This is a genomic window from Kitasatospora sp. NBC_01266, from assembly GCF_036242395.1.
In the GTDB taxonomy this organism is placed as follows: Bacteria; Actinomycetota; Actinomycetes; order Streptomycetales; family Streptomycetaceae; genus Kitasatospora.
This window is the reverse complement of record NZ_CP108458.1, coordinates 2,506,119-2,523,291: the sequence shown is the minus strand read 5'-3', so window position 1 is coordinate 2,523,291 and position 17,173 is coordinate 2,506,119. Positions and strand designations below refer to the sequence as shown.

Below are 17,173 nucleotides of genomic sequence, written 5' to 3'. Positions count from 1 at the left end.
GCCGCTGGTGCCGCCTCACACCACCGCGCCGCCGTGCGGGTCCTGGGGCTCGTCGGGGTCGCGGTCCTTCATTCGGACGACCAGGGTGGTGAAGCCGCCCAGGAAGGCGGTCAGCCCGACCCAGGCCGGCCAGCCGGAGACCTGGCGCCAGACCAGGGCGTCGAAGAGGAGCAGCGCGGGGCCGCCGAGGACGGCGATCCAGGCGAACTTGGTGGTGGTGTCGGCGGCCGGCAGCGGCGGCGGCTCGGGCGGGACGAAATGGCCCTCGTCAGGGTCGTCGGCGGCGGACCAGTCGCGTGGCCCGGGAGGCTGGACGGTGGCGGTGACCGGCGCGGGAGCCGGCGGGTTCTTCGCGCGCAGGTTCTCGATCTCGGGCCAGTCCGGGCGGTTGAGGTCCACCGGGTCGTCGAACTGCGCGACCAGCGCAGCGAAGATCGCATCCTGCTCGGCCTGGCTGCCGGGCGCGGGCGTGGGGCGCTGCTCGCTCTCCTGGGGGCGGTCCTCGTCGTCGCCCGCCGTGTTGTTCTCGTGCTCGTGCACTGCCGGCCCTTCGGTCCTGGTGGCCCTCAGCCCCGCTGGTCGGTGGCCTCGGTGCCCTGCGTGACCCCGGTCAGCCGCCGGACGAACCCGAGGGACTCCTCGAAGATCAGTTCGGCGTCGTGGTCCAGGGTCGCGACGTGGTAGCTGCGCTCGCAGAGCCGCTCCGTCACATCGACCGAGGATATCCGGGCGCGGACCAAGGCGGAGTTCGCCGGTGAGACCACGTGGTCCCCTGGGCTGCGCAGCAGCAGCACCGGCTGGCCGACCTGCGGCAGCGCCTGCTGCACGGTGCGCCAGAGCTGGGCCAGCGACCAGGCGGCGTGCAGCGGAATGCGGTCGTAGCCGAGTTCGGCGGCGCCGGGCCGGGCGATGTCGCCGGTGATGCCCGGCAGGCTGGGCAGCAGGTGGCGGATCACCGGGAGCAGCGCGGTGGCCGGGTTGTCGGCGCGCACCGAGGGGTTGACCAGTACCACCCCGGACACCAGCTCCGGGTGCTCGGCCGCCAGCCGCAGGGCCAGCGAGCCGCCCATCGAGAGGCCGAAGACGAAGACCTGCTCGCACTCGTCGGCGAGCAGCAGCAGTTCGCGGGCCACCTCGGCGTACCAGTCCTGCCAGCGGGTCACCTGGAGGTCCTGCCAGCGGGTGCCGTGGCCGGGCAGCAGCGGCAGTGCCACGGTCAGACCGGCTTCGGCCAGGTACTCGGCCCACGGGCGCAACGACTGCGGGGAGCCGGTGAAGCCGTGGCAGAGCAGCACGCCGACCGGGCCACCACGATGGTGGTAGGGCTCGGCACCGGGCAGCAGCGGCATCCGGGGGCTCCTTCGGTGATTCCTGCGGAGAAGGCGAGGGCCGCGGCCATCGTTGCACGGGGTCGGCGGGGCGTACAGACCCTCGCGGTCGCACGGCGCCGCCGCACCGGTGCATCGAGGGGGCCGTCGGGGCATTAGGATCGACCGGTCTGCAATACAGGAGGTCCGGGTTGTTCTACCGACTGATGAAGATGATCGTCGCACCGATGCTGCGGATCTTCTTCCGGCCGTGGATGGAAGGTGCGGAGAACATCCCCGACGAGGGCCCGGCGATCATCGCCAGCAACCACCTCTCGTTCTCGGACTCCTTCTTCCTGCCCGCCTTGATGAAGCGTCGGGTGACCTTCATCGCCAAGGCGGAGTACTTCAACACGCCCGGACTCAAGGGCAAGCTGACGGCCGCCTTCTTCAAGGGCGTCGGCCAGCTCCCGGTGGACCGCTCCGGTGTGCGCGGGGCCGGCGAGGCGGCGATCCGCAGCGCGATCGCGGTGATCGACAGCGGCGAGCTGTTCGGCGTCTACCCCGAGGGCACCCGCTCGCCCGACGGCAAGCTCTACCGGGGCAAGGTCGGCGGCCTGGCCCGGGTGGCGCTGCAGACCGGCGCGCCGGTGATCCCGGTGGCGATGATCGACACCGAGAAGGTGCAGCCGCCCGGCCAGGTGGTCCCCAACTTCGGGATCCGCCCCGGCATCCGGATCGGCCGCCCGCTGGACTTCTCCCGCTACCAGGGCATGGAGAACGACCGCTTCATCCTGCGCTCGGTCACCGACGAGGTGATGTACGAGATCATGCGGCTCTCCGGCCAGGAGTACGTGGACATCTACGCGACCGCCGCCAAGCGGCAGATCGCCGAGGACAAGAAGCGCGCGGACGCCGAGCGCCGGGCCGAGCAGCGCGCGGAGCGGGCGGCGGAGAAGGCGGCCGAGAAGGAGCGTCAGGAGCTCGAGAAGCAGGAGCAGGAGCAGGGCAAGCAGGAGTCGGGCGACGCGTAGCGGCCGCTCGGCGGCGCGGGGGAACCGGGGGGGAGAGCGCGCGATGGCGCTGCCGGACGGCGGCCCGGGCGCGGCGGTGACGGCCGGCGGGATGTCGGTGGAGCTGCCGCTCTGGCGGGCGATCAGCTGGTCGCGGGTGCTCGCGCTGGCCTACGCGCTGCTCCGGTTCTTCCTGCTCTACCCGCACGTGCGGCACCCGGTGGCCGGCTGGCTCTACCTGGGCGCCCTGGTGCTCTGGACGCTGGCCACCGTGCGCGCCTTCGGCAACCCGGCCCGCTGCTCCTGGCCGCTGCTGGGCGTCGACCTGGCGATGGCGGTCGGCGGGATCGTGCTGAGTGGCTATGTCGACACCCCGAGGCAGACCGCGGCCGGCGTGCTGACCCTGCCGACCATCTGGGCCGCCTGCACGGTGCTCGGCTTCGGGGCCAAGGGCGGCTGGCGGCTCGCCGCTTCGGCGGGCCTGGCGATCGCCGCCGCGAACATCCTCGGCCACGGCGGCCTGACCCTGGACAACGTGCACAACTGCGTGCTGCTGCTGGTGGTCGGCTGCGCGATCGGCCGGGTGATGGAGCTGGCCCGGGCGAGCGAGGCCGCGCTGAGCGAGGCGCTGCGGGTGGACGCGGCGACCCGCGAGCGGGAGCGGCTCTCCCGCGACATCCACGACGGGGTGCTCCAGGTGCTGGCGCTGGTGCGGCGGCGGGCCGGCGCGGTGGACGAGCGGCTCGGACAGCTCGCCGGGGAGCAGGAGCGGGCACTGCGGGCGCTGATGACCAGCGGTCAGCTCCCGGCCGGGACCCGCGGCGAGGGGTGCGACCTGCGCGAGCTGCTCACCGGCCACGCGGACGAGCGGATCACCGTCGCGGCGCCCGCCACCCCGGTGCTGCTGCCGGGCCAGGTGGCCGCGGAACTCGCGGCGGCGGTGGGCGCCGCCGTGGACAACGTGCGGCAGCACGCCGGGCCGTGCGCCCGGGCGTGGATCCTGCTGGAGGACGAACCGGCCGCGGTGACCGTCTCGATCCGCGACGACGGACCTGGGTTCGCGGTCGGCCGACTGGCCCGGGCGCGGCAGGACGGGCGGCTGGGGGTGGCCCAGTCGATCGAGGGCCGGCTGCGCGACCTCGGCGGCACGGCGGAGTTCAGCTCGGCGCCGGGCGAGGGCGTCGAGATCGAGTTGCGGGTGCCCAGGGAGGGCGAGGGCTGATGGCGGGCGGGCAGGTGTTCGGTGGGCGGCTGCGGGTGATGGTGGTGGACGACCATCCGATGTGGCGGGAGGCGGTGGCCCGGGACCTGGCCGAGGCGGGCTTCGAGGTGGTGGCCACGGCGGGGGACGGCGCGCAGGCGGTGCGCCGGGCGGCGGCGAGCCGGCCGCAGGTGCTGCTGCTCGACCTGCACCTGCCGCTGCTGCCCGGGGCCGAGGTCTGCCGCCAGGTGCTGGCCCGGGATCCGAGTCTGCGGGTCCTGGTGCTCTCCGCGAGCGGGGAGCAGGCCGACGTGCTGGCGGCGGTGAAGTCCGGGGCGAGCGGGTACCTGGTGAAGTCGGCGGGGCGCGAGGAACTGCTGGAGGCGGTGCGCCGGACGGCGGCGGGGGAGGCGGTCTTCACTCCGGGGCTGGCCGGCCTGGTGCTCGGCGAGTTCCGGCGGCTGGCCGCCGAGCCCGTCGACCAGGGGCGCCCGGGTCCGGCCGGGGTGCCGGTGCCGCGGCTGACGGCGCGGGAGACCGAGGTGCTGCGGATGGTGGCGAAGGGGCTCTCTTACCGTCAGATCGCCGCCAAGCTGGTCATCTCGCACCGCACGGTGCAGAACCACGTGCAGAACACCCTCGGGAAGCTCCACTTGCACAACCGGGTCGAACTGGTGCGGTACGCCATCGAGTGGGGGATCGATGACGACCTGGCGTGAACGGCTTCGAGCAGGTGTCAGCCGCCGATCTGGAAGCTGTAGTTGAAGTCGGTGTGCCCGTAGTGCCGCCACAGGTTCACCCAGAACGGCATCAGCATCTCCAGACTGCGCGCGGCCTGGATCCCGCCCAGGTCCACGATGTCGGCGCCCGGCCAGCCGAAGGACTCCAGCAGCGCGACGACCTCCTGCTTGGCCCCCGCGTCCTCGCCCGCGATGAAGAGCTGGTGCCGGCCGGGGACCCGGGTGGGGTCGACCATCACCGGGGCGGACAGGGTGTTCAGCGCCTTGACCACCCGGGTGTCGGGGAAGGCGCGTTGGATCTGCTCGCCCACGCTGTCGGTGTTCACCGGGTCGAGGCTGAGCGTGCCGTCCTCGGCGAAGACCAGCGGGTTGCAGACGTCCACCAGCACCTTGCCCGCCAGTGCCTTGGCGCCGGCCGCCTCCAGGGCGGCGAGCGCACCGGTGCCGAGGGTGGCGTTGATCACCAGCTCGCCGAACTCGGCGGCGTCGGCGAAGGTGCCGTTCTGCCCGTGCGGGCCGGCCGCCTGGGCCCAGGCGCTGCCGGTCTGGTTGGACCCGCTCCGGGAGCCGAGGGTGATCTCGTGTCCGAGGGTCAGTAACTTGTTGGCCAGGGTCTGTCCTACCGACCCGCTGCCGAGTATCCCAATACGCATGGTGATCATCCTGCCGCGGACCGTACGGTAGCGCGGCGGCCGCCGCAGGTGGCCGGGTGCACGGTGGTAGGTGACGCCGGGCACTGTGGCAGGTCCGCAACACCCCTGCGGACCCGCCGTGTTCGCGTCCGTTTCCGGACTCAGCGCGCCGCCGCCACCGCGCCGTGCAGCAGCTCGGCCACCACCGTCACCCCGTCCCGGGTCAGCACCGACTCGGGGTGGAACTGCAGGCTCGCGAAGCCTGCTCCGCGCAGTCCGTGCACGTCGCCGGTGAGCGGGTCGCGGGCCACCTCGACGCCGTCGGCGGCCAGCCGGTCGGCCTGGTCCTGCGAGCAGTACGCGGTGAAGGTGTTGTAGAACCCGACGGTGTGCGGGGTGCCGAAGAGGTCGATGGTCTCCTGGGCGCCCTGGTAGACCTCGGCCTTGCGGCGCAGCCCGAGGCCCAGTTCGGCGCTGAGCAGCTGATGGCTCAGGCAGACCGCGAGCAGCGGTGCGGTGCGGGTGCCGGTGCGGGCGGCGGCCAGCGCCTCGGCGACGATCGGGCGCAGCAGCGCCATCTTCGGGTCGGCGCCGTCCGCCGGGTCACCCGGACCCGGGCCCAGCACCAGCGGACCGCGGTGCGCGGCGACCCGTTCGCGCAGTCCGGGGGTGTCGTGCCGAAGCACCGAGACCCGGTGGCCGAGCGAGCGCAGCAGGTGGGCCAGCATCGCGGTGAAGGTGTCCTCGCCGTCCACCACCAGCGTCTCCAGCGGCTGGTCGGGCAGGACCTGCTGCTGCATCCGCAGCCAGAACGGGGCCAGGTCGGCGCGGCGCCCGTCCAGCGCCGCCTGCACCCGGTGGTCCTCGGCCAGCCGGGGCCCGCCGCCGTGCGAGCGGCGTCCGGTCGGGACCGGCCGCGCGCCGATCGCGGCCAGCACGCCGGCCGCCTTGGCGTGCGTCTCGGCCACCTCGCCGGCCGGGTCGGAGTGCCGGACCAGGGTGGCGCCGACCCGGACCACCAGGCGGCCGGTGGCCGGGTCGAGGTCGGCGGTGCGGATGCAGATCGGCGAGTCCAGCTGCTGCCCGCCACCGGCCGAGCGGCCGATCAGCGCGAGCGCGCCCGAGTAGTAGCCGCGCCCGCTGCTCTCGTAGCGGTGGATCACCCGGGTCGCGTTCTGCACCGGGCTGCCGGTGACGGTGGCGGCGAACATGGTCTCCTTGAGCACCTCGCGGACGTCCAGCGAGGTGCGGCCGCGCAGCTCGTACTCGGTGTGCGCGAGGTGGGCCATCTCCTTCAGCCGCGGGCCGAGCACCTGCCCGCCCAGGTCGCCGACCGTGCACATCATCTTCAGTTCCTCGTCGACCACCATGGTGAGCTCCTCCAGCTCCTTGGGGTCGTGCAGGAAGGCGAGCAGCGACTCCAGGGTCGGGCCGCCGGCCGGATAGCGGTAGGTGCCGGAGATCGGGTTCATCACGACCGTCCCGCCGCTCTGCCGCACGTGCACCTCGGGGGAGGCGCCCACCAGCAGGCGTTCCCCGGTGTGCACCAGGAAGGTCCAGTACGCGCCGCGCTCCTGGGCCAGCAGGCGGCGGAAGAGGCTGAGCGCGAGCGCGGGGGAGAAGTCGGCCAGCGTGCCGTGGAAGTCCCGGCGGATCACGAAGTTGGCACCCTCACCGCGCCCGATCTCGTCCTCGATCACCCGCCGGACGATCGCGGCGTACTGCTCGTCGTCGAGGTCGAAGGCGCCGTCGGTGAGCGTCACCGGCAGCTGGGGCAGCGCGGCCAGCACCTGCGCCAGCGGCAGTGCGTACTGCTCGGTCACCCGCAGGGCCTGCAGCGGGGTGCCGTCGTCGTGCGCCGTGAACCCGCGCTCGCGGATCTGCCGGTACGGGACCAGCGCGAGCAGGTCGTGCCGGGGGCGGCCGTCGGCGGGGGCGCCGGTGGGCAGCGGCAGCTCGGCCAGCGTCTCGTAGTGGCCGACCTCGCCGAGCAGCACCTCCACGGTGTCCGGGGCCAGTCGCGGGGTGCGGCGGTGCAGCAGGGCGAAGGCGGGGGCGCCGGGGGCGGTCAGGCGGGCGAGCAGGTCGGCGGCGCTGGGACCGGTCATCGTCGGTGTCCTTCCGGGAGGCGGGGTGCGAGTGGGGCCGCTCTGCCGGGAAGGCCGTCTGCTGGATACGACGACGGCCGCCCGGATGGGGCGGCCGTCGAGTCGTCAGGGACGCGCGAGCGGGGGGCCGACCCGAGGGTTGGCCCACCACCAGGAAAAGGTGCGCGGCGCGTGCATGGAAGCGACAGTAGCCGATCGCCCACCGGAGTGAACGCGCGGCGGGGAAATGTCCGCCCGGTGTCTCACCCATCGGAAGGCCGTCACAAATCGGTTGTCACACCCCGTAGCCTGGACACCGTGACCGTGACAAATCACCACTCCTGGCAATCCTTGCCCGCGGCGCAGCAGCCTGACTGGCCGGACCGTGAGGCGCTGCGCACCGCTCTGGCGGACCTCGCCTCGTATCCGCCGCTCGTCTTCGCCGGCGAGTGCGACCAGCTGCGCGCCCGGCTCGGCGCCGTCGCGCGTGGTGAGGCCTTCCTGCTGCAGGGCGGGGACTGCGCCGAGGCCTTCGACGGCGTGTCGGCGGAGCAGATCCGCAACAAGCTCAAGACGCTGCTGCAGATGGCGGCCGTGCTCACGTACGCCGCCTCGGTTCCGGTGGTCAAGGTGGGCCGGATCGCCGGGCAGTACTCCAAGCCGCGCTCCAAGCCGACCGAGACCCGCGACGGGGTCACCCTGCCGGTCTACCGCGGTGACTCGGTGAACGGCTTCGAGTTCACCCCCGAGTCCCGCCGCCCCGACCCCGAGCGCCTGAAGCGGATGTACAACGCCTCCGCCGCCACGCTCAACCTGGTGCGCGCCTTCACCACCGGTGGTTACGCGGACCTGCGCCAGGTGCACGCCTGGAACCAGGACTTCGTGCGCAACTCGCCGGCCGGCCAGCGCTACGAGCGGCTGGCCAAGGAGATCGACAACGCGCTGAGCTTCATGCAGGCCTGCGGGGTCGCGCCGGAGGAGTTCAAGACCGTCGAGTTCTACTCCTCGCACGAGGCGCTGGTGCTCGACTACGAGACCGCGCTCACCCGGGTCGACTCGCGCACCGGTGACCTCTACGACGTCTCCGGCCACATGGTCTGGATCGGCGAGCGGACCCGGCAGCTGGACGGCGCGCACATCGAGTTCGCCGCGCAGATCCGCAACCCGATCGGCGTCAAGCTCGGCCCGACCACCACGGTGGACGAGGCACTCACCCTGATCGAGCGGCTCGACCCCGAGCGCGAGCCGGGCCGGCTCACCTTCATCACCCGGATGGGCGCGGGCAAGATCCGCGACCAGCTGCCCGCCCTGGTGGAGAAGGTCACGGCCTCCGGCGCCCAGCCGGTCTGGATCTGCGACCCGATGCACGGCAACACCTTCGAGGCCGGGACCGGGCACAAGACCCGCCGCTTCGACGACGTGCTGGACGAGGTCAAGGGCTTCTTCGAGGTGCACCGCGCGCTGGGCACCCACCCGGGCGGCATCCACGTGGAGTTGACCGGCGACGACGTCACCGAGTGCGTCGGCGGCGGCGACGAGGTGCTGGTCGACGACCTGCACCAGCGCTACGAGACGGCCTGCGACCCGCGGCTCAACCGCAGCCAGTCGCTGGACCTGGCGTTCCTGGTCGCGGAGATGTACCGGGGCCACTGAGTCCCCGTGTGACGAAGGCCCTGCTCCCCTCGGGGGGCAGGGCCTTTTTCTGCGCCGGGGAGGCCGGGTAAGGTAAGGCTTAGCTCAGAGGCACCGAGACCCGGGAGAGACCGCGATGTACGTGTGCATGTGCCATGCGGTCACCGAGGACCAGGTGAAGCGGGCGATCGACAGCGGTGCCAACTCCCCGCGGCAGATAGCCCAGGGCTGCAAGGCCGGCACCGACTGCGGCTCCTGCGTGCGGCGGATCCAGGCGCTGCTCGGCGAGCACGGCGGTCGCCCGTGCCCGACGGCCCGGCTGGCCGCCAAGCTGGGGCTGGCCGACCCCGAGGCCGAACTGCCGGCCAACCAGCCGATCGAGCTGCTCCGCACCGCCTGAACGCGCGCTGAGCCCGGACCCGCGGTGGCACGCGCGGCCGGCTAGCTCTCCGGCTGCTCGATCAGCTGGGCGATGTAGAGCGCCTCGCCGAGCTTCTCCACCAGTTCGAGCTGGGTGTCCAGATAGTCGATGTGGTGCTCCTCGTCGGCCAGGATGGCCTCGAAGATGTTGGCCGAGGTGACGTCGTTCTTGGCCCGCATCACCACGATGCCCCGCCGCAGCCGGTCGATCGCCTCGACCTCGACCTGCCGGTCGGCCTCGAACATCTCCTTGACCGTCTGGCCGATCCGGACGTGGAAGAGCCGCTGGTAGTTGGGCAGGCCGTCGAGGAAGAGGATCCGGTCGGTCAGGATCTCGGCGTGCTTCATCTCGTCGAACGACTCGTGCCGGGTGTACTTGGCGAGCTTCGTCCAGCCGAAGTTCTCCTGCATCTTCGCGTGCAGGAAGTACTGGTTGATCGCGGTCAGCTCGGCGGTGAGCTGCTCGTTGAGGAACTCGATGACCTCGGGGTCGCCTTTCATGGCGGTGCCTTCCTGCCTCGCTCGGGAAACGGCTGGACGCATCGTGGCACCGCTATGGGAGGTATTTCCAGTAAGTTCACACTCACTCCCCAATGTGTCGGATTAGCCGTTTTCCGGCTGATTGTCCTGGTTGGTGGGGGAGTGCGACCGTACTGAGGGGCGCGCGGCTCGAGCCGCCCGCCGTCTGTCACCATGGAGCCATGGGTCAGTCCGAACAAGAACCACCGCGGCAGTCTGACCCGAGGCTCCCACCGGGGCAGCGCCTGCAGCGCGGCTGGCCGGTCCTGCACTACGGCCCGGTGCCCCGCTTCAAGCCGCTGACCTGGGACTTCCAGGTGTTCGGAGCAACCGCTTCGGCCGAGAAGCACAGCTGGGACCACGCGGGCTTCCATCAACTGCCCCGGGCCACGGTGCGCGCCGACTTCCACTGCGTGACCCGGTTCTCGATGCTCGACAGTGAGTGGAGCGGAGTGGCCGCCGCCACCGTCCTCGACCTGGCACCCCCGGCCCCCGGCGTCACTCATGTGATGGTCTGGGCGGAGTACGGCTACAGCGCCAACCTGCCGCTGGCCGAGTTCGCCGACCCGCGCACGGTCTTCGCCACCCACCACGACGGCGAACCGCTGACCGTCGAGCACGGCTTCCCGGTCCGGCTGATCGTTCCCGGGCTCTACGCCTGGAAGGGCCCCAAGTGGGTGCGCGCGGTGGAGTACATGCGGGCCGACCGGCGCGGCTTCTGGGAGGAGCGCGGCTACCACAACCGCGCCGACCCGTGGGCCGAGCAGCGCTACTCCTACCAGGAGGAGCCGGGCGACGGCCCGCTGCGCTGAGCCCCCGCTCAGCCCCTCAGCCGCTCTGCTGCTCAGCCGCCCGGCCGTCCGGTCAGAAGTTGATGGTCACCGTGGACCCCTTGGGCAGCATGGTGCCCGGCGCCGGGGTCTGCCCGGAGACGCTGCTCAGCCCGAAGAAGTTCAGCCCGCTGCTCTTCACCTTGAACCCGGCGGCGGTCAGCGCGTCGGTCGCGTCCGACTGGCTCATCCCGGTCACCGAGGGCACCGGCGCCGGCTGCGGGCCCTTGGAGAGGGTCAGGGTCACCGTGCTGCCGGGGGTGGCGGTACCGGTGACGTCCTGCGCGGCCACCGAGCCGGCCGGCACCGTGTCGGAGTAGGTCTGGTCGGTGGCCAGCGCCACCTTGAAGCCGGCCCCGCTCAGCTTGCTCTGCGCGTCGGACACCGCCAGTCCGGTGGTGTCCGGCACGGCCACCGGGGCCGCGCCCTTGCTGACCACCAGCGCGATCGGCGCGTTCACCGGCAGCTGCTGCCCGGCGGCCGGGTCGGTGGAGATCACCGAGCCCTGCGGCACGCTCGGGCTGTACTGCTGGGTGGTGGTACCGGGGGTCAACTGGGCGGCGGTGAGCTGCTGTTGCGCCTGGTCGAGCGGCTTGCCGGTGACATCGGGGACGGCGATCCGCTGTGGCCCCTTGGAGACGGTGACCTTGACCGGGTCGCTCTTGCGGGCCCGCCGGCCCACTCCGGGATCGCTGCTGATCACCTGGCCCGGCGGCACCGTCTCGCTGAACGCCTGGCTGAAGCTGCCGCGCAGGCCCGCGCCGTCCAGGATGCTGACGGCCTGCGCCTGGCTCTGGCCGAGCACGCTGGGCACCGTCGCGTAGACGGCGCCGGAGAGCAGGTAGCTGATCCCGGCGACCAGCAGCGCGACCACGGCCAGCACCGAGCCCCAGATCAGCCCGCGCCGGGAGCGCGGGTTGCGCTGGCGGCGCGGTGTCCGCGGCGGCCTGGGCGGCTCGTGGTAGGGGCGGGGCCGGGTGATCAGCTCGGGTGGCGGGCCGGTGAAGACGCTGGTCCGCTCCACCGCCGGGGCGGCGAGCACCGAGGTCGCTTCGGCCGGTGAGAACTGCGGGGCCTGCCGGCTGGAGGCGGGCGGTTCGGCGTCCAGCTGAGCCGGCGTCAGCACGCGCCGTACCCGCTGCAGTGCGGCCAGCAGCTCGACCGCGTCCCACGGACGGTGCTGCGGATCACGGGCGGTGGCGGCGGCGACGATCGCGTCCAACTCGGGTGCCAGCCCCGGCACGGCGAGCGAGGGCGGCGGGACGTCCTCGTGCAGGTGACGGTAGATCACCTGCATCGGGTTGTCCCCGGAGTAGGGCTTGCTGCCGGTCAGCAGCTCGTAGAGCATGATGCCGGCCGCGTAGACGTCGACCCGCTGGTCGGTGGCGGCGGAGGGCTGGATCTGCTCGGGGGCCAGGTAGGAGACCGTGCCCATGATCACACCGGGCGTGGTGGCGTCGGTGATGGCGGTGTCCGCGCCGGAGAGCAGCCGGACCAGGCCGAAGTCGGCCACCTTGACCAGGCCGCCGTCGGTGATCAGCACGTTCTCCGGCTTGACGTCCCGGTGCACCAGGCCGGCCCGGTGCGCGGCGCCCAGGGCGGCCAGCACCGGCTCCAGCACGTCCAGGGCGGCCCGCGCAGAGAGCGCGCCGCGGTCGCGCAGCAGGTCGCGCAGGGTCCAGCCGGGCACGTACTCCATCGCCAGGAAGACCGCGCTGCCGTCCGCGCCCTGGTCGAAGACGTTGACCACGTTGGGGTGCGAGAGCCGGGCGACGGCCTTGGCCTCCCGGATGAACCGGTCGGAGAAGCCGCTGTCGCCGGCCAGCGACGGGTGCATGACCTTGAGCGCCAGCACCCGGTCCAGCCGGGTGTCGGTGCCGCGGTAGACGGTGGCCATGCCGCCCACCGCGATGCGCTCCTCAACCCGGTAGCGCCCGTCGAGCAGCGTCCCGAGGTGGGGGTCCCCCCAGGCGGAGCCCGGGGGAGGATCGTTCAAGGTCGTGTCCACCAGAGGAGTCTAGGGGCGGGTAGAACACGGTTGGGTGACCTGGTTGTCATGGTTCGCCATCAGTACGGGCGACGACCCGTCAGAAGGCGGGCCGCTCACGGTGGTCGAGGTGCGGGTCCAGCTCGGCCCGCCCGGCCATCGTCGAGGAGGCCTCGGCGTGGAAGCGGCGCGGGATCCGGCCCGCCCGGTAGGCCAGCCGCCCGGCCTCGGCGGCCCGGCGCATCGCGTCCGCCATCAGCACCGGGTCCTGGGCCCGGGTCACCGCGGAGGCCAACATCACCGCGGAGCAGCCCAGTTCCATGGCCAGCGCCACGTCCGAGGCGGTGCCCGCGCCGGCGTCCAGGATCACCGGGACGCCTGCGGCCTCCACGATCAGCTGGAAGTTGTGCGGATTGCGGATGCCGAGCCCGGAGCCGATCGGTGAGCCCAGCGGCATGATCGCCGCGCAGCCCACGTCCTCCAGCTTGCGGGCCAGCACCGGGTCGTCGTTGGTGTAGGGGAGCACCGTGAAGCCGTCGTCCACCAGGGTCTCGGCGGCGTCCAGCAGCTCGATCGGGTCCGGCAGCAGGGTCCGCTCGTCGGCGATCACCTCCAGCTTCACCCAGCTGGTGCCGAGCGCCTCGCGGGCCAGCCGGGCGGTCAGCACGGCCTCGCCGGCGGTGAAGCAGCCGGCCGTGTTGGGCAGGATCCGGATGCCGTTGCGGACCAGCACGTCGAGCACCGAGCCCTGGGTGTCCGCCTTGACCCGGCGCATCGCCACCGTGGTCAGCTCGGTGCCCGAGATCCGCAGCGCCTGCTCCAGGATCTCCAGGCTCGGGGCGCCGCCGGTGCCCATGATCAGCCGGGAGGTGAAGGTGGTGTCGGCGATCGTCAGCAGGTCGTCAGCCATCGCGGCGTCAGCCTCCCTGCACAGCGGTGAGGATCTCCACCCGGTCACCGGGCGCGAGCCGGGTACCGGTCCACGCGCCGCGCGGCACCACCGTCTCGTTGACCGCCGCCGCCACGCCCGAGGGCGCCTTGGAGAGCTCGGCGACCAGGTCGGCGAGGGTGGTGTCGCCCGCGACCTCGCGCGGTTGGCCGTTGACGGTCAGCGGGACGGTGGGAACGGTCGGGAGGATCGGGCTCATGGCTGGCTCCTGGCGGCGAAGCGGTCGGGGGAGAACGGGGTGGCGAGTGCGGGAAGCTCGCCGGTGCCGAGGTACTCGGCGAGCAGGTCGCCGGTGACCGGCGTGAGCAGCACGCCGTTGCGGTAGTGGCCGGTGGCGGCCACCAGGCCGGGCAGCGCGGTGGGGCCCAGCAGCGGGGCGTTGTCGGGGGAGCCGGGGCGCAGGCCGGCACTGGTCTCCACCAGCGGCAGTTCGGTGATCCCGGGGATCAGCTCGTGGGCGTCGCGCAGCAGTTCGTAGACGCCGCCGGCGGTGACCGTGGTGTCGTAGCCCTGCTCCTCGGTGGTCGCGCCGACCACCAGTTCGCCGTCCGCGCGGGGCACCAGGTAGAGGTGCCCGCCGCGGACCACCGCCCGCACGTTGCGGGAGAGGAACGGGGCGTAGGCCGACGGGATCCGCAGCCGCAGGATCTGGCCCTTGACCGGGCGGATCGCGGGCAGCACGCCGGGCGGCAGGCCGGGCAGCCGGTGGCTGTGCGGACCGGCGGCCAGCACGACCTGGTCGGCGAACAGCCGCTCGCCGGTGCTCAGCCGCACGCCGCGGGCGCGGTCGCCCTCGACCAGCAGCTCCACGGCCTCGGCCCGGTGGGTCAGCACCCCGCCCAGCTCGCCGGCGCGCACCAGGGCGGCGGCCAGCCGCCGCCCGTCCACCTGGTGGTCACCGCTGACCAGCAGGCCGCCGCGCACCCCCGGGGCCAGCATCGGCTCCAGGCGGCGCGCCTCGCGGCCGGTCAGCCAGCTGGACTCCAGGCCGAGGCGCTGGTGGAAGGTGTGCAGCTCGCTCAGTTCGGCCTTGTCGTCGGCGTCCAGCGCGACCGCGAGGGTGCCGGTGGCGCGGTAGCCGGTGGCCAGCCCGGTCAGCTCCGACAGCTCGGCGGCGAACGCCGCGTACCGCTCGTTGGAAGCCATGCCCAGTCGCAGCAGCGGCTCCTCGCCGTACTGCAGCTCGGTGACCGGGGCCAGCATGCCCGCCGCCACCTGCACCGCGCCGCCGCCGGGCACCGGGTCGACCAGCGCCACCCGCAGCCCGCGCTGCGCGGTGCGCCAGGCGACCGCCAGACCGATGATGCCGCCGCCGATCACCAGCACCTCGAACGAGGTGCCGTCCGTGCCGCGTGGCACGTCATTGACGCGTGACAAGAGGACCGGTTCTCCCTTCGCCGGAATGACCCGGATCAGGTTCGGACGGTCGCGGGCCGCCGCAGCCCGCCTCTCAGCCCGGTGCACCGGGCTCCCGTGAGGATGCCCCCACCATAACGCCGGGTGACGGGGGGACTGAAGGCGCCGACCGCCCGGTGGGCACTGACCCGGTCGGTCTATGGTGTCCGGGTGGCAGAGCTGAAGAGCACGGATCGGGTGGTCGTGGTCGGCGCGGGCCTGGCCGGCGCGCAGTGTGCGGTGGCCCTGCGGGAGGGGGGCTGGCGGGGGCCGCTGAGCCTGGTCGGCGAGGAGCCGCACCGGCCCTACGACCGGCCGCCGCTCTCCAAGAACGTGCTGCTCGGCAAGGCCGACCGGACCGCCTTCGAGCTGGACTGGGACGAGCTCGACGTTCGGCTGCTGACCGGTCGCCGGGCCACCGGGCTGACCCCGGGCACCCTGCACACCGAGGCCGGCGAGCTGCCGTACGACCGCCTGGTGATCGCCACCGGCGCCGCCCCGGTCCGGCTGCCCGGGGACGACGCGGCCCGGGTGCTGCGGACCATCGACGACTCCCTCGCACTGCGTGCGGTCCTGCGCCCGGACGCCCACCTGGTCCTGGTCGGCGCCGGCTGGATCGGCGCCGAGACCGCCACCGCCGCCCGGCTGCTCGGCTGCCGGGTCACCGTGCTGGAGGCGGCCGACGCGCCGCTGCCGGGCGCGCTGCCCGCCGAGCTGACCGAGCCGATGCGCGCCTGGTACGCCGAGGCCGGGGTCGAGCTGCGGCTCGGCGCCCGGGTGGACCGGATCGAGCCGGGCGCGGTGCACCTGGTCGGCGGCGAGTCGGTGCCGGCCGACGAGGTGGTGGTCGGGATCGGCGCCCGCCCGGACACCGGCTGGCTGGCCGGCAGCGGCATCGAGCTGGACGCCACCGGGGCGATCCGCACCGACGCGCGGTTGCGGACCTCGCTGCCCGGGGTCTGGGCGGCCGGCGACTGCGCCGGCTACCCGTCCGCCCGCTACGGCGGGCAGGTCACCGTGCAGCACTGGGACCACGCGCTGAACTCGGGCCGGGCGGTGGCCGCCGCGCTGCTGGGGGCCGAGGCCCCGTACGACCCGGTGCCGTACTTCTGGTCCGAGCAGTTCGGGCGGATGGTGCAGTACGCGGGCCGGCACGGCGCGGGCGACCGGCTGCTCCGGCGGGGCTCGCCCGGCGACCCGCAGTGGAGCGTGCTCTGGCTGCGCGAGGACCTCCCGGTGGCGGTGCTGGCCGTGGACCGGCCGCGCGACCTGGCACAGGCCCGGCGGCTGATCGACCAGGGCCGGGCACTGGATCCCGCGCTGGCCGCCGACCCGGCCGTGCCGCTCAAGTCGGCCCTGCGCTGACGCCCGCCGGACGGGCGGTTGGTGCGCGGTGGCCGCGCGAGGTGGCAGGCTGGTGCCGTGAGTGACGTGAGTGAGACCGAAGCCAAGATCGAATCCCTGGTCCAGGACTGGGTGTACCTGCCCGACATCTCGGAGCGCTGGGGGGTGCTGGTCACCGAGGTCCGCCAGATGGTCAAGGACCACAAGCTGATCGCGGTGCGCCGCGGCCCCAACCGCTCGTTGCAGGTCCCGGCGGCCTTCATCGACGACCACGGCCTGGTCAAGCACCTGGCCGGGACGCTGACCGTGCTGCGGGACGGGAGGTTCACGGACGCGGAGATCCTGGAGTGGCTCTTCACCGAGGACCCCTCGCTGCCGGGCAGCCCGATCCAGGCGCTGTGCGAGAACCGGGGCACCGAGGTGAAGCGGCGCGCCCAGGCGATGTCGCTGTGACGGCGGGCACCGGGGCGCGGGCGAAGCTCGCCGACGCCCGGCTCTACCTGTGCACCGACGCCCGGCGCGAGCAGGGCGACCTGGAGCAGTTCCTGGACGCGGTGCTGGCCGGCGGCGTGGACATCGTCCAGCTGCGCGACAAGGGCCTGGAGGCCAAGCAGGAGCTGGAGTACCTGGAGCTGTTCGCCGCGGCGGCCGAGCGGCACGGCAAGCTCTTCGCGGTGAACGACCGGGCGGACGTGGCGCACGCCGCCCGCCCGCAGGTGCTGCACCTGGGCCAGGACGACCTGCCGGTGCCGGCCGCTCGGGCGATCCTCGGTGCCGACGTGCTGATCGGGCGCTCCTGCCACGCCGAGTCCGAGGTGGCGGGCGCGATCGCCGAGCCGGGGGTGGACTACTTCTGCACCGGGCCGGTCTGGCCGACCCCGACCAAGCCGGGCCGGCCGGCACCGGGCCTGGGCCTGGTGGAGTACGCGGCGAAGCAGGCCACCGACCGGCCGTGGTTCGCGATCGGCGGGATCGACCTCGGCAACCTGGACCAGGTGCTGGCGGCCGGTGCGCGCCGGGTGGTGGTGGTCCGGGCGATCACGGCCGCCGAGGACCCGGGCGCCGCGGCGGCCGAGCTGGCCCGCCGGGTGCGGGCCGCGGGCTGACCGTCCGCCGG

18 protein-coding genes and 1 riboswitch are annotated in these 17,173 nt (G+C 73.3%); of the genes, 9 read left to right on the top strand and 9 right to left on the bottom strand.

All coding sequences use genetic code 11. The features are described from left to right. Positions 1-15: 15 nt before the first annotated feature. Both OG403_RS10570 and OG403_RS10565 read right to left on the bottom strand, forming a co-directional pair. Complete coding sequence (locus OG403_RS10570) at positions 16-540, bottom strand: hypothetical protein (RefSeq protein ID WP_329563475.1); 525 nt, start codon at positions 538-540, stop codon at positions 16-18. Positions 541-566: 26 nt separating this feature from the next. After that, on the bottom strand, positions 567-1,349 hold the full coding sequence (locus tag OG403_RS10565; protein WP_329563473.1) for an alpha/beta hydrolase: 783 nt from the start codon (positions 1,347-1,349) through the stop codon (positions 567-569). Positions 1,350-1,534: 185 nt separating this feature from the next. Here OG403_RS10565 and OG403_RS10560 point away from each other — a divergent pair, with 185 nt between their 5' ends. The 3 genes from OG403_RS10560 to OG403_RS10550 are packed head-to-tail and all read left to right on the top strand — an operon-like array spanning position 1,535 to position 4,240. After that, entirely contained in the window at positions 1,535-2,341 is an 807-nt protein-coding gene (locus OG403_RS10560; RefSeq protein ID WP_329572237.1) for a lysophospholipid acyltransferase family protein, read from the top strand. Positions 2,342-2,384: 43 nt separating this feature from the next. Then, positions 2,385-3,542 carry a MacS family sensor histidine kinase gene (macS, locus tag OG403_RS10555; RefSeq protein WP_329563472.1) on the top strand — a complete coding sequence of 386 codons (1,158 nt, stop codon included), beginning with the start codon at positions 2,385-2,387 and terminating at the stop codon, positions 3,540-3,542. Continuing rightward, complete coding sequence (locus OG403_RS10550) at positions 3,542-4,240, top strand: response regulator transcription factor (RefSeq protein ID WP_329563470.1); 699 nt, start codon at positions 3,542-3,544, stop codon at positions 4,238-4,240. The genes macS and OG403_RS10550 overlap by 1 nt, the downstream gene beginning before the upstream one ends. Before the next feature lie 17 nt (positions 4,241-4,257). Here the strand turns inward: OG403_RS10550 and OG403_RS10545 are convergent, their stop codons facing one another. Beyond that, the gene (locus OG403_RS10545) at positions 4,258-4,914 is read right to left on the bottom strand and encodes an NADPH-dependent F420 reductase (RefSeq protein ID WP_329563468.1); all 657 of its coding nucleotides are present in this window, start codon (positions 4,912-4,914) and stop codon (positions 4,258-4,260) included. A gap of 140 nt (positions 4,915-5,054) precedes the next feature. Next, on the bottom strand, positions 5,055-7,001 hold the full coding sequence (locus OG403_RS10540) for an anthranilate synthase family protein (RefSeq protein WP_329563466.1): 1,947 nt from the start codon (positions 6,999-7,001) through the stop codon (positions 5,055-5,057). 297 nt (positions 7,002-7,298) lie between these two features. Between OG403_RS10540 and OG403_RS10535 the strand changes: the two genes are divergently transcribed. Next, on the top strand, positions 7,299-8,633 hold the full coding sequence (locus tag OG403_RS10535) for a class II 3-deoxy-7-phosphoheptulonate synthase (protein ID WP_329563464.1): 1,335 nt from the start codon (positions 7,299-7,301) through the stop codon (positions 8,631-8,633). A 115-nt stretch (positions 8,634-8,748) separates the two neighbouring features. Continuing rightward, positions 8,749-9,012 (top strand): (2Fe-2S)-binding protein, encoded by a 264-nt coding sequence (locus tag OG403_RS10530; RefSeq protein ID WP_329563463.1) that lies wholly within the window; start codon positions 8,749-8,751, stop codon positions 9,010-9,012. Between the two features lie 41 nt (positions 9,013-9,053). Here the strand turns inward: OG403_RS10530 and bfr are convergent, their stop codons facing one another. Next, positions 9,054-9,533 (bottom strand): bacterioferritin, encoded by a 480-nt coding sequence (gene bfr, locus OG403_RS10525; RefSeq protein WP_266298834.1) that lies wholly within the window; start codon positions 9,531-9,533, stop codon positions 9,054-9,056. Positions 9,534-9,733: 200 nt separating this feature from the next. On the opposite strand from bfr, the gene OG403_RS10520 reads away from it, so the two are divergent. Then, positions 9,734-10,363, top strand: coding sequence for a sulfite oxidase-like oxidoreductase (locus tag OG403_RS10520; protein WP_329563459.1), 630 nt, complete (start codon positions 9,734-9,736; stop codon positions 10,361-10,363). A gap of 52 nt (positions 10,364-10,415) precedes the next feature. Here the strand turns inward: OG403_RS10520 and pknB are convergent, their stop codons facing one another. The 4 genes from pknB to thiO all read right to left on the bottom strand — a co-directional run bounded on the left by pknB (position 10,416) and on the right by thiO (position 14,694). Continuing rightward, positions 10,416-12,389 carry a Stk1 family PASTA domain-containing Ser/Thr kinase gene (gene pknB / locus OG403_RS10515; protein WP_329563457.1) on the bottom strand — a complete coding sequence of 658 codons (1,974 nt, stop codon included), beginning with the start codon at positions 12,387-12,389 and terminating at the stop codon, positions 10,416-10,418. 79 nt (positions 12,390-12,468) lie between these two features. Next, a complete protein-coding gene (locus tag OG403_RS10510) occupies positions 12,469-13,278 on the bottom strand; it encodes a thiazole synthase (RefSeq protein ID WP_329563455.1) in 810 nt (269 codons plus the stop codon). Between the two features lie 7 nt (positions 13,279-13,285). Next, the gene (gene thiS, locus OG403_RS10505; RefSeq protein ID WP_329563453.1) at positions 13,286-13,516 is read right to left on the bottom strand and encodes a sulfur carrier protein ThiS; all 231 of its coding nucleotides are present in this window, start codon (positions 13,514-13,516) and stop codon (positions 13,286-13,288) included. Then, positions 13,513-14,694: a glycine oxidase ThiO gene (gene thiO, locus OG403_RS10500; protein WP_329563450.1), complete on the bottom strand. Its 1,182-nt coding sequence runs from the start codon at positions 14,692-14,694 to the stop codon at positions 13,513-13,515. Before thiO ends, thiS begins: the two co-directional genes overlap by 4 nt. Further along, positions 14,690-14,802: riboswitch (TPP riboswitch) on the bottom strand. Its footprint overlaps the gene before it by 5 nt. A gap of 81 nt (positions 14,803-14,883) precedes the next feature. Here thiO and OG403_RS10495 point away from each other — a divergent pair. From OG403_RS10495 to thiE, 3 genes are all read left to right on the top strand, one after another. Further along, on the top strand, positions 14,884-16,077 hold the full coding sequence (locus OG403_RS10495) for an NAD(P)/FAD-dependent oxidoreductase (RefSeq protein WP_329563448.1): 1,194 nt from the start codon (positions 14,884-14,886) through the stop codon (positions 16,075-16,077). A 66-nt stretch (positions 16,078-16,143) separates the two neighbouring features. Continuing rightward, complete coding sequence (locus tag OG403_RS10490; RefSeq protein WP_329563446.1) at positions 16,144-16,509, top strand: Rv2175c family DNA-binding protein; 366 nt, start codon at positions 16,144-16,146, stop codon at positions 16,507-16,509. Beyond that, a complete protein-coding gene (gene thiE / locus OG403_RS10485; RefSeq protein ID WP_329563444.1) occupies positions 16,506-17,162 on the top strand; it encodes a thiamine phosphate synthase in 657 nt (218 codons plus the stop codon). Before OG403_RS10490 ends, thiE begins: the two co-directional genes overlap by 4 nt. Positions 17,163-17,173: the final 11 nt, after the last annotated feature.

What these genes read in the sequence shown, in the direction of transcription:
- macS (WP_329563472.1), top strand. Translation starts at nt 2,385, where the DNA reads ATGGCGCTGCCGGACGGCGGCCCGGGCGCGGCGGTGACGGCCGGCGGG.
- OG403_RS10550 (WP_329563470.1), top strand. Translation starts at nt 3,542, where the DNA reads ATGGCGGGCGGGCAGGTGTTCGGTGGGCGGCTGCGGGTGATGGTGGTG.
- OG403_RS10540 (WP_329563466.1), bottom strand. Translation starts at nt 7,001, where the DNA reads ATGACCGGTCCCAGCGCCGCCGACCTGCTCGCCCGCCTGACCGCCCCC.
- OG403_RS10530 (WP_329563463.1), top strand. Translation starts at nt 8,749, where the DNA reads ATGTACGTGTGCATGTGCCATGCGGTCACCGAGGACCAGGTGAAGCGG.
- OG403_RS10560 (WP_329572237.1), top strand. Translation starts at nt 1,535, where the DNA reads ATGAAGATGATCGTCGCACCGATGCTGCGGATCTTCTTCCGGCCGTGG.
- OG403_RS10565 (WP_329563473.1), bottom strand. Translation starts at nt 1,349, where the DNA reads ATGCCGCTGCTGCCCGGTGCCGAGCCCTACCACCATCGTGGTGGCCCG.
- OG403_RS10520 (WP_329563459.1), top strand. Translation starts at nt 9,734, where the DNA reads ATGGGTCAGTCCGAACAAGAACCACCGCGGCAGTCTGACCCGAGGCTC.
- OG403_RS10510 (WP_329563455.1), bottom strand. Translation starts at nt 13,278, where the DNA reads ATGGCTGACGACCTGCTGACGATCGCCGACACCACCTTCACCTCCCGG.
- thiS (WP_329563453.1), bottom strand. Translation starts at nt 13,516, where the DNA reads ATGAGCCCGATCCTCCCGACCGTTCCCACCGTCCCGCTGACCGTCAAC.
- OG403_RS10545 (WP_329563468.1), bottom strand. Translation starts at nt 4,914, where the DNA reads ATGCGTATTGGGATACTCGGCAGCGGGTCGGTAGGACAGACCCTGGCC.
- bfr (WP_266298834.1), bottom strand. Translation starts at nt 9,533, where the DNA reads ATGAAAGGCGACCCCGAGGTCATCGAGTTCCTCAACGAGCAGCTCACC.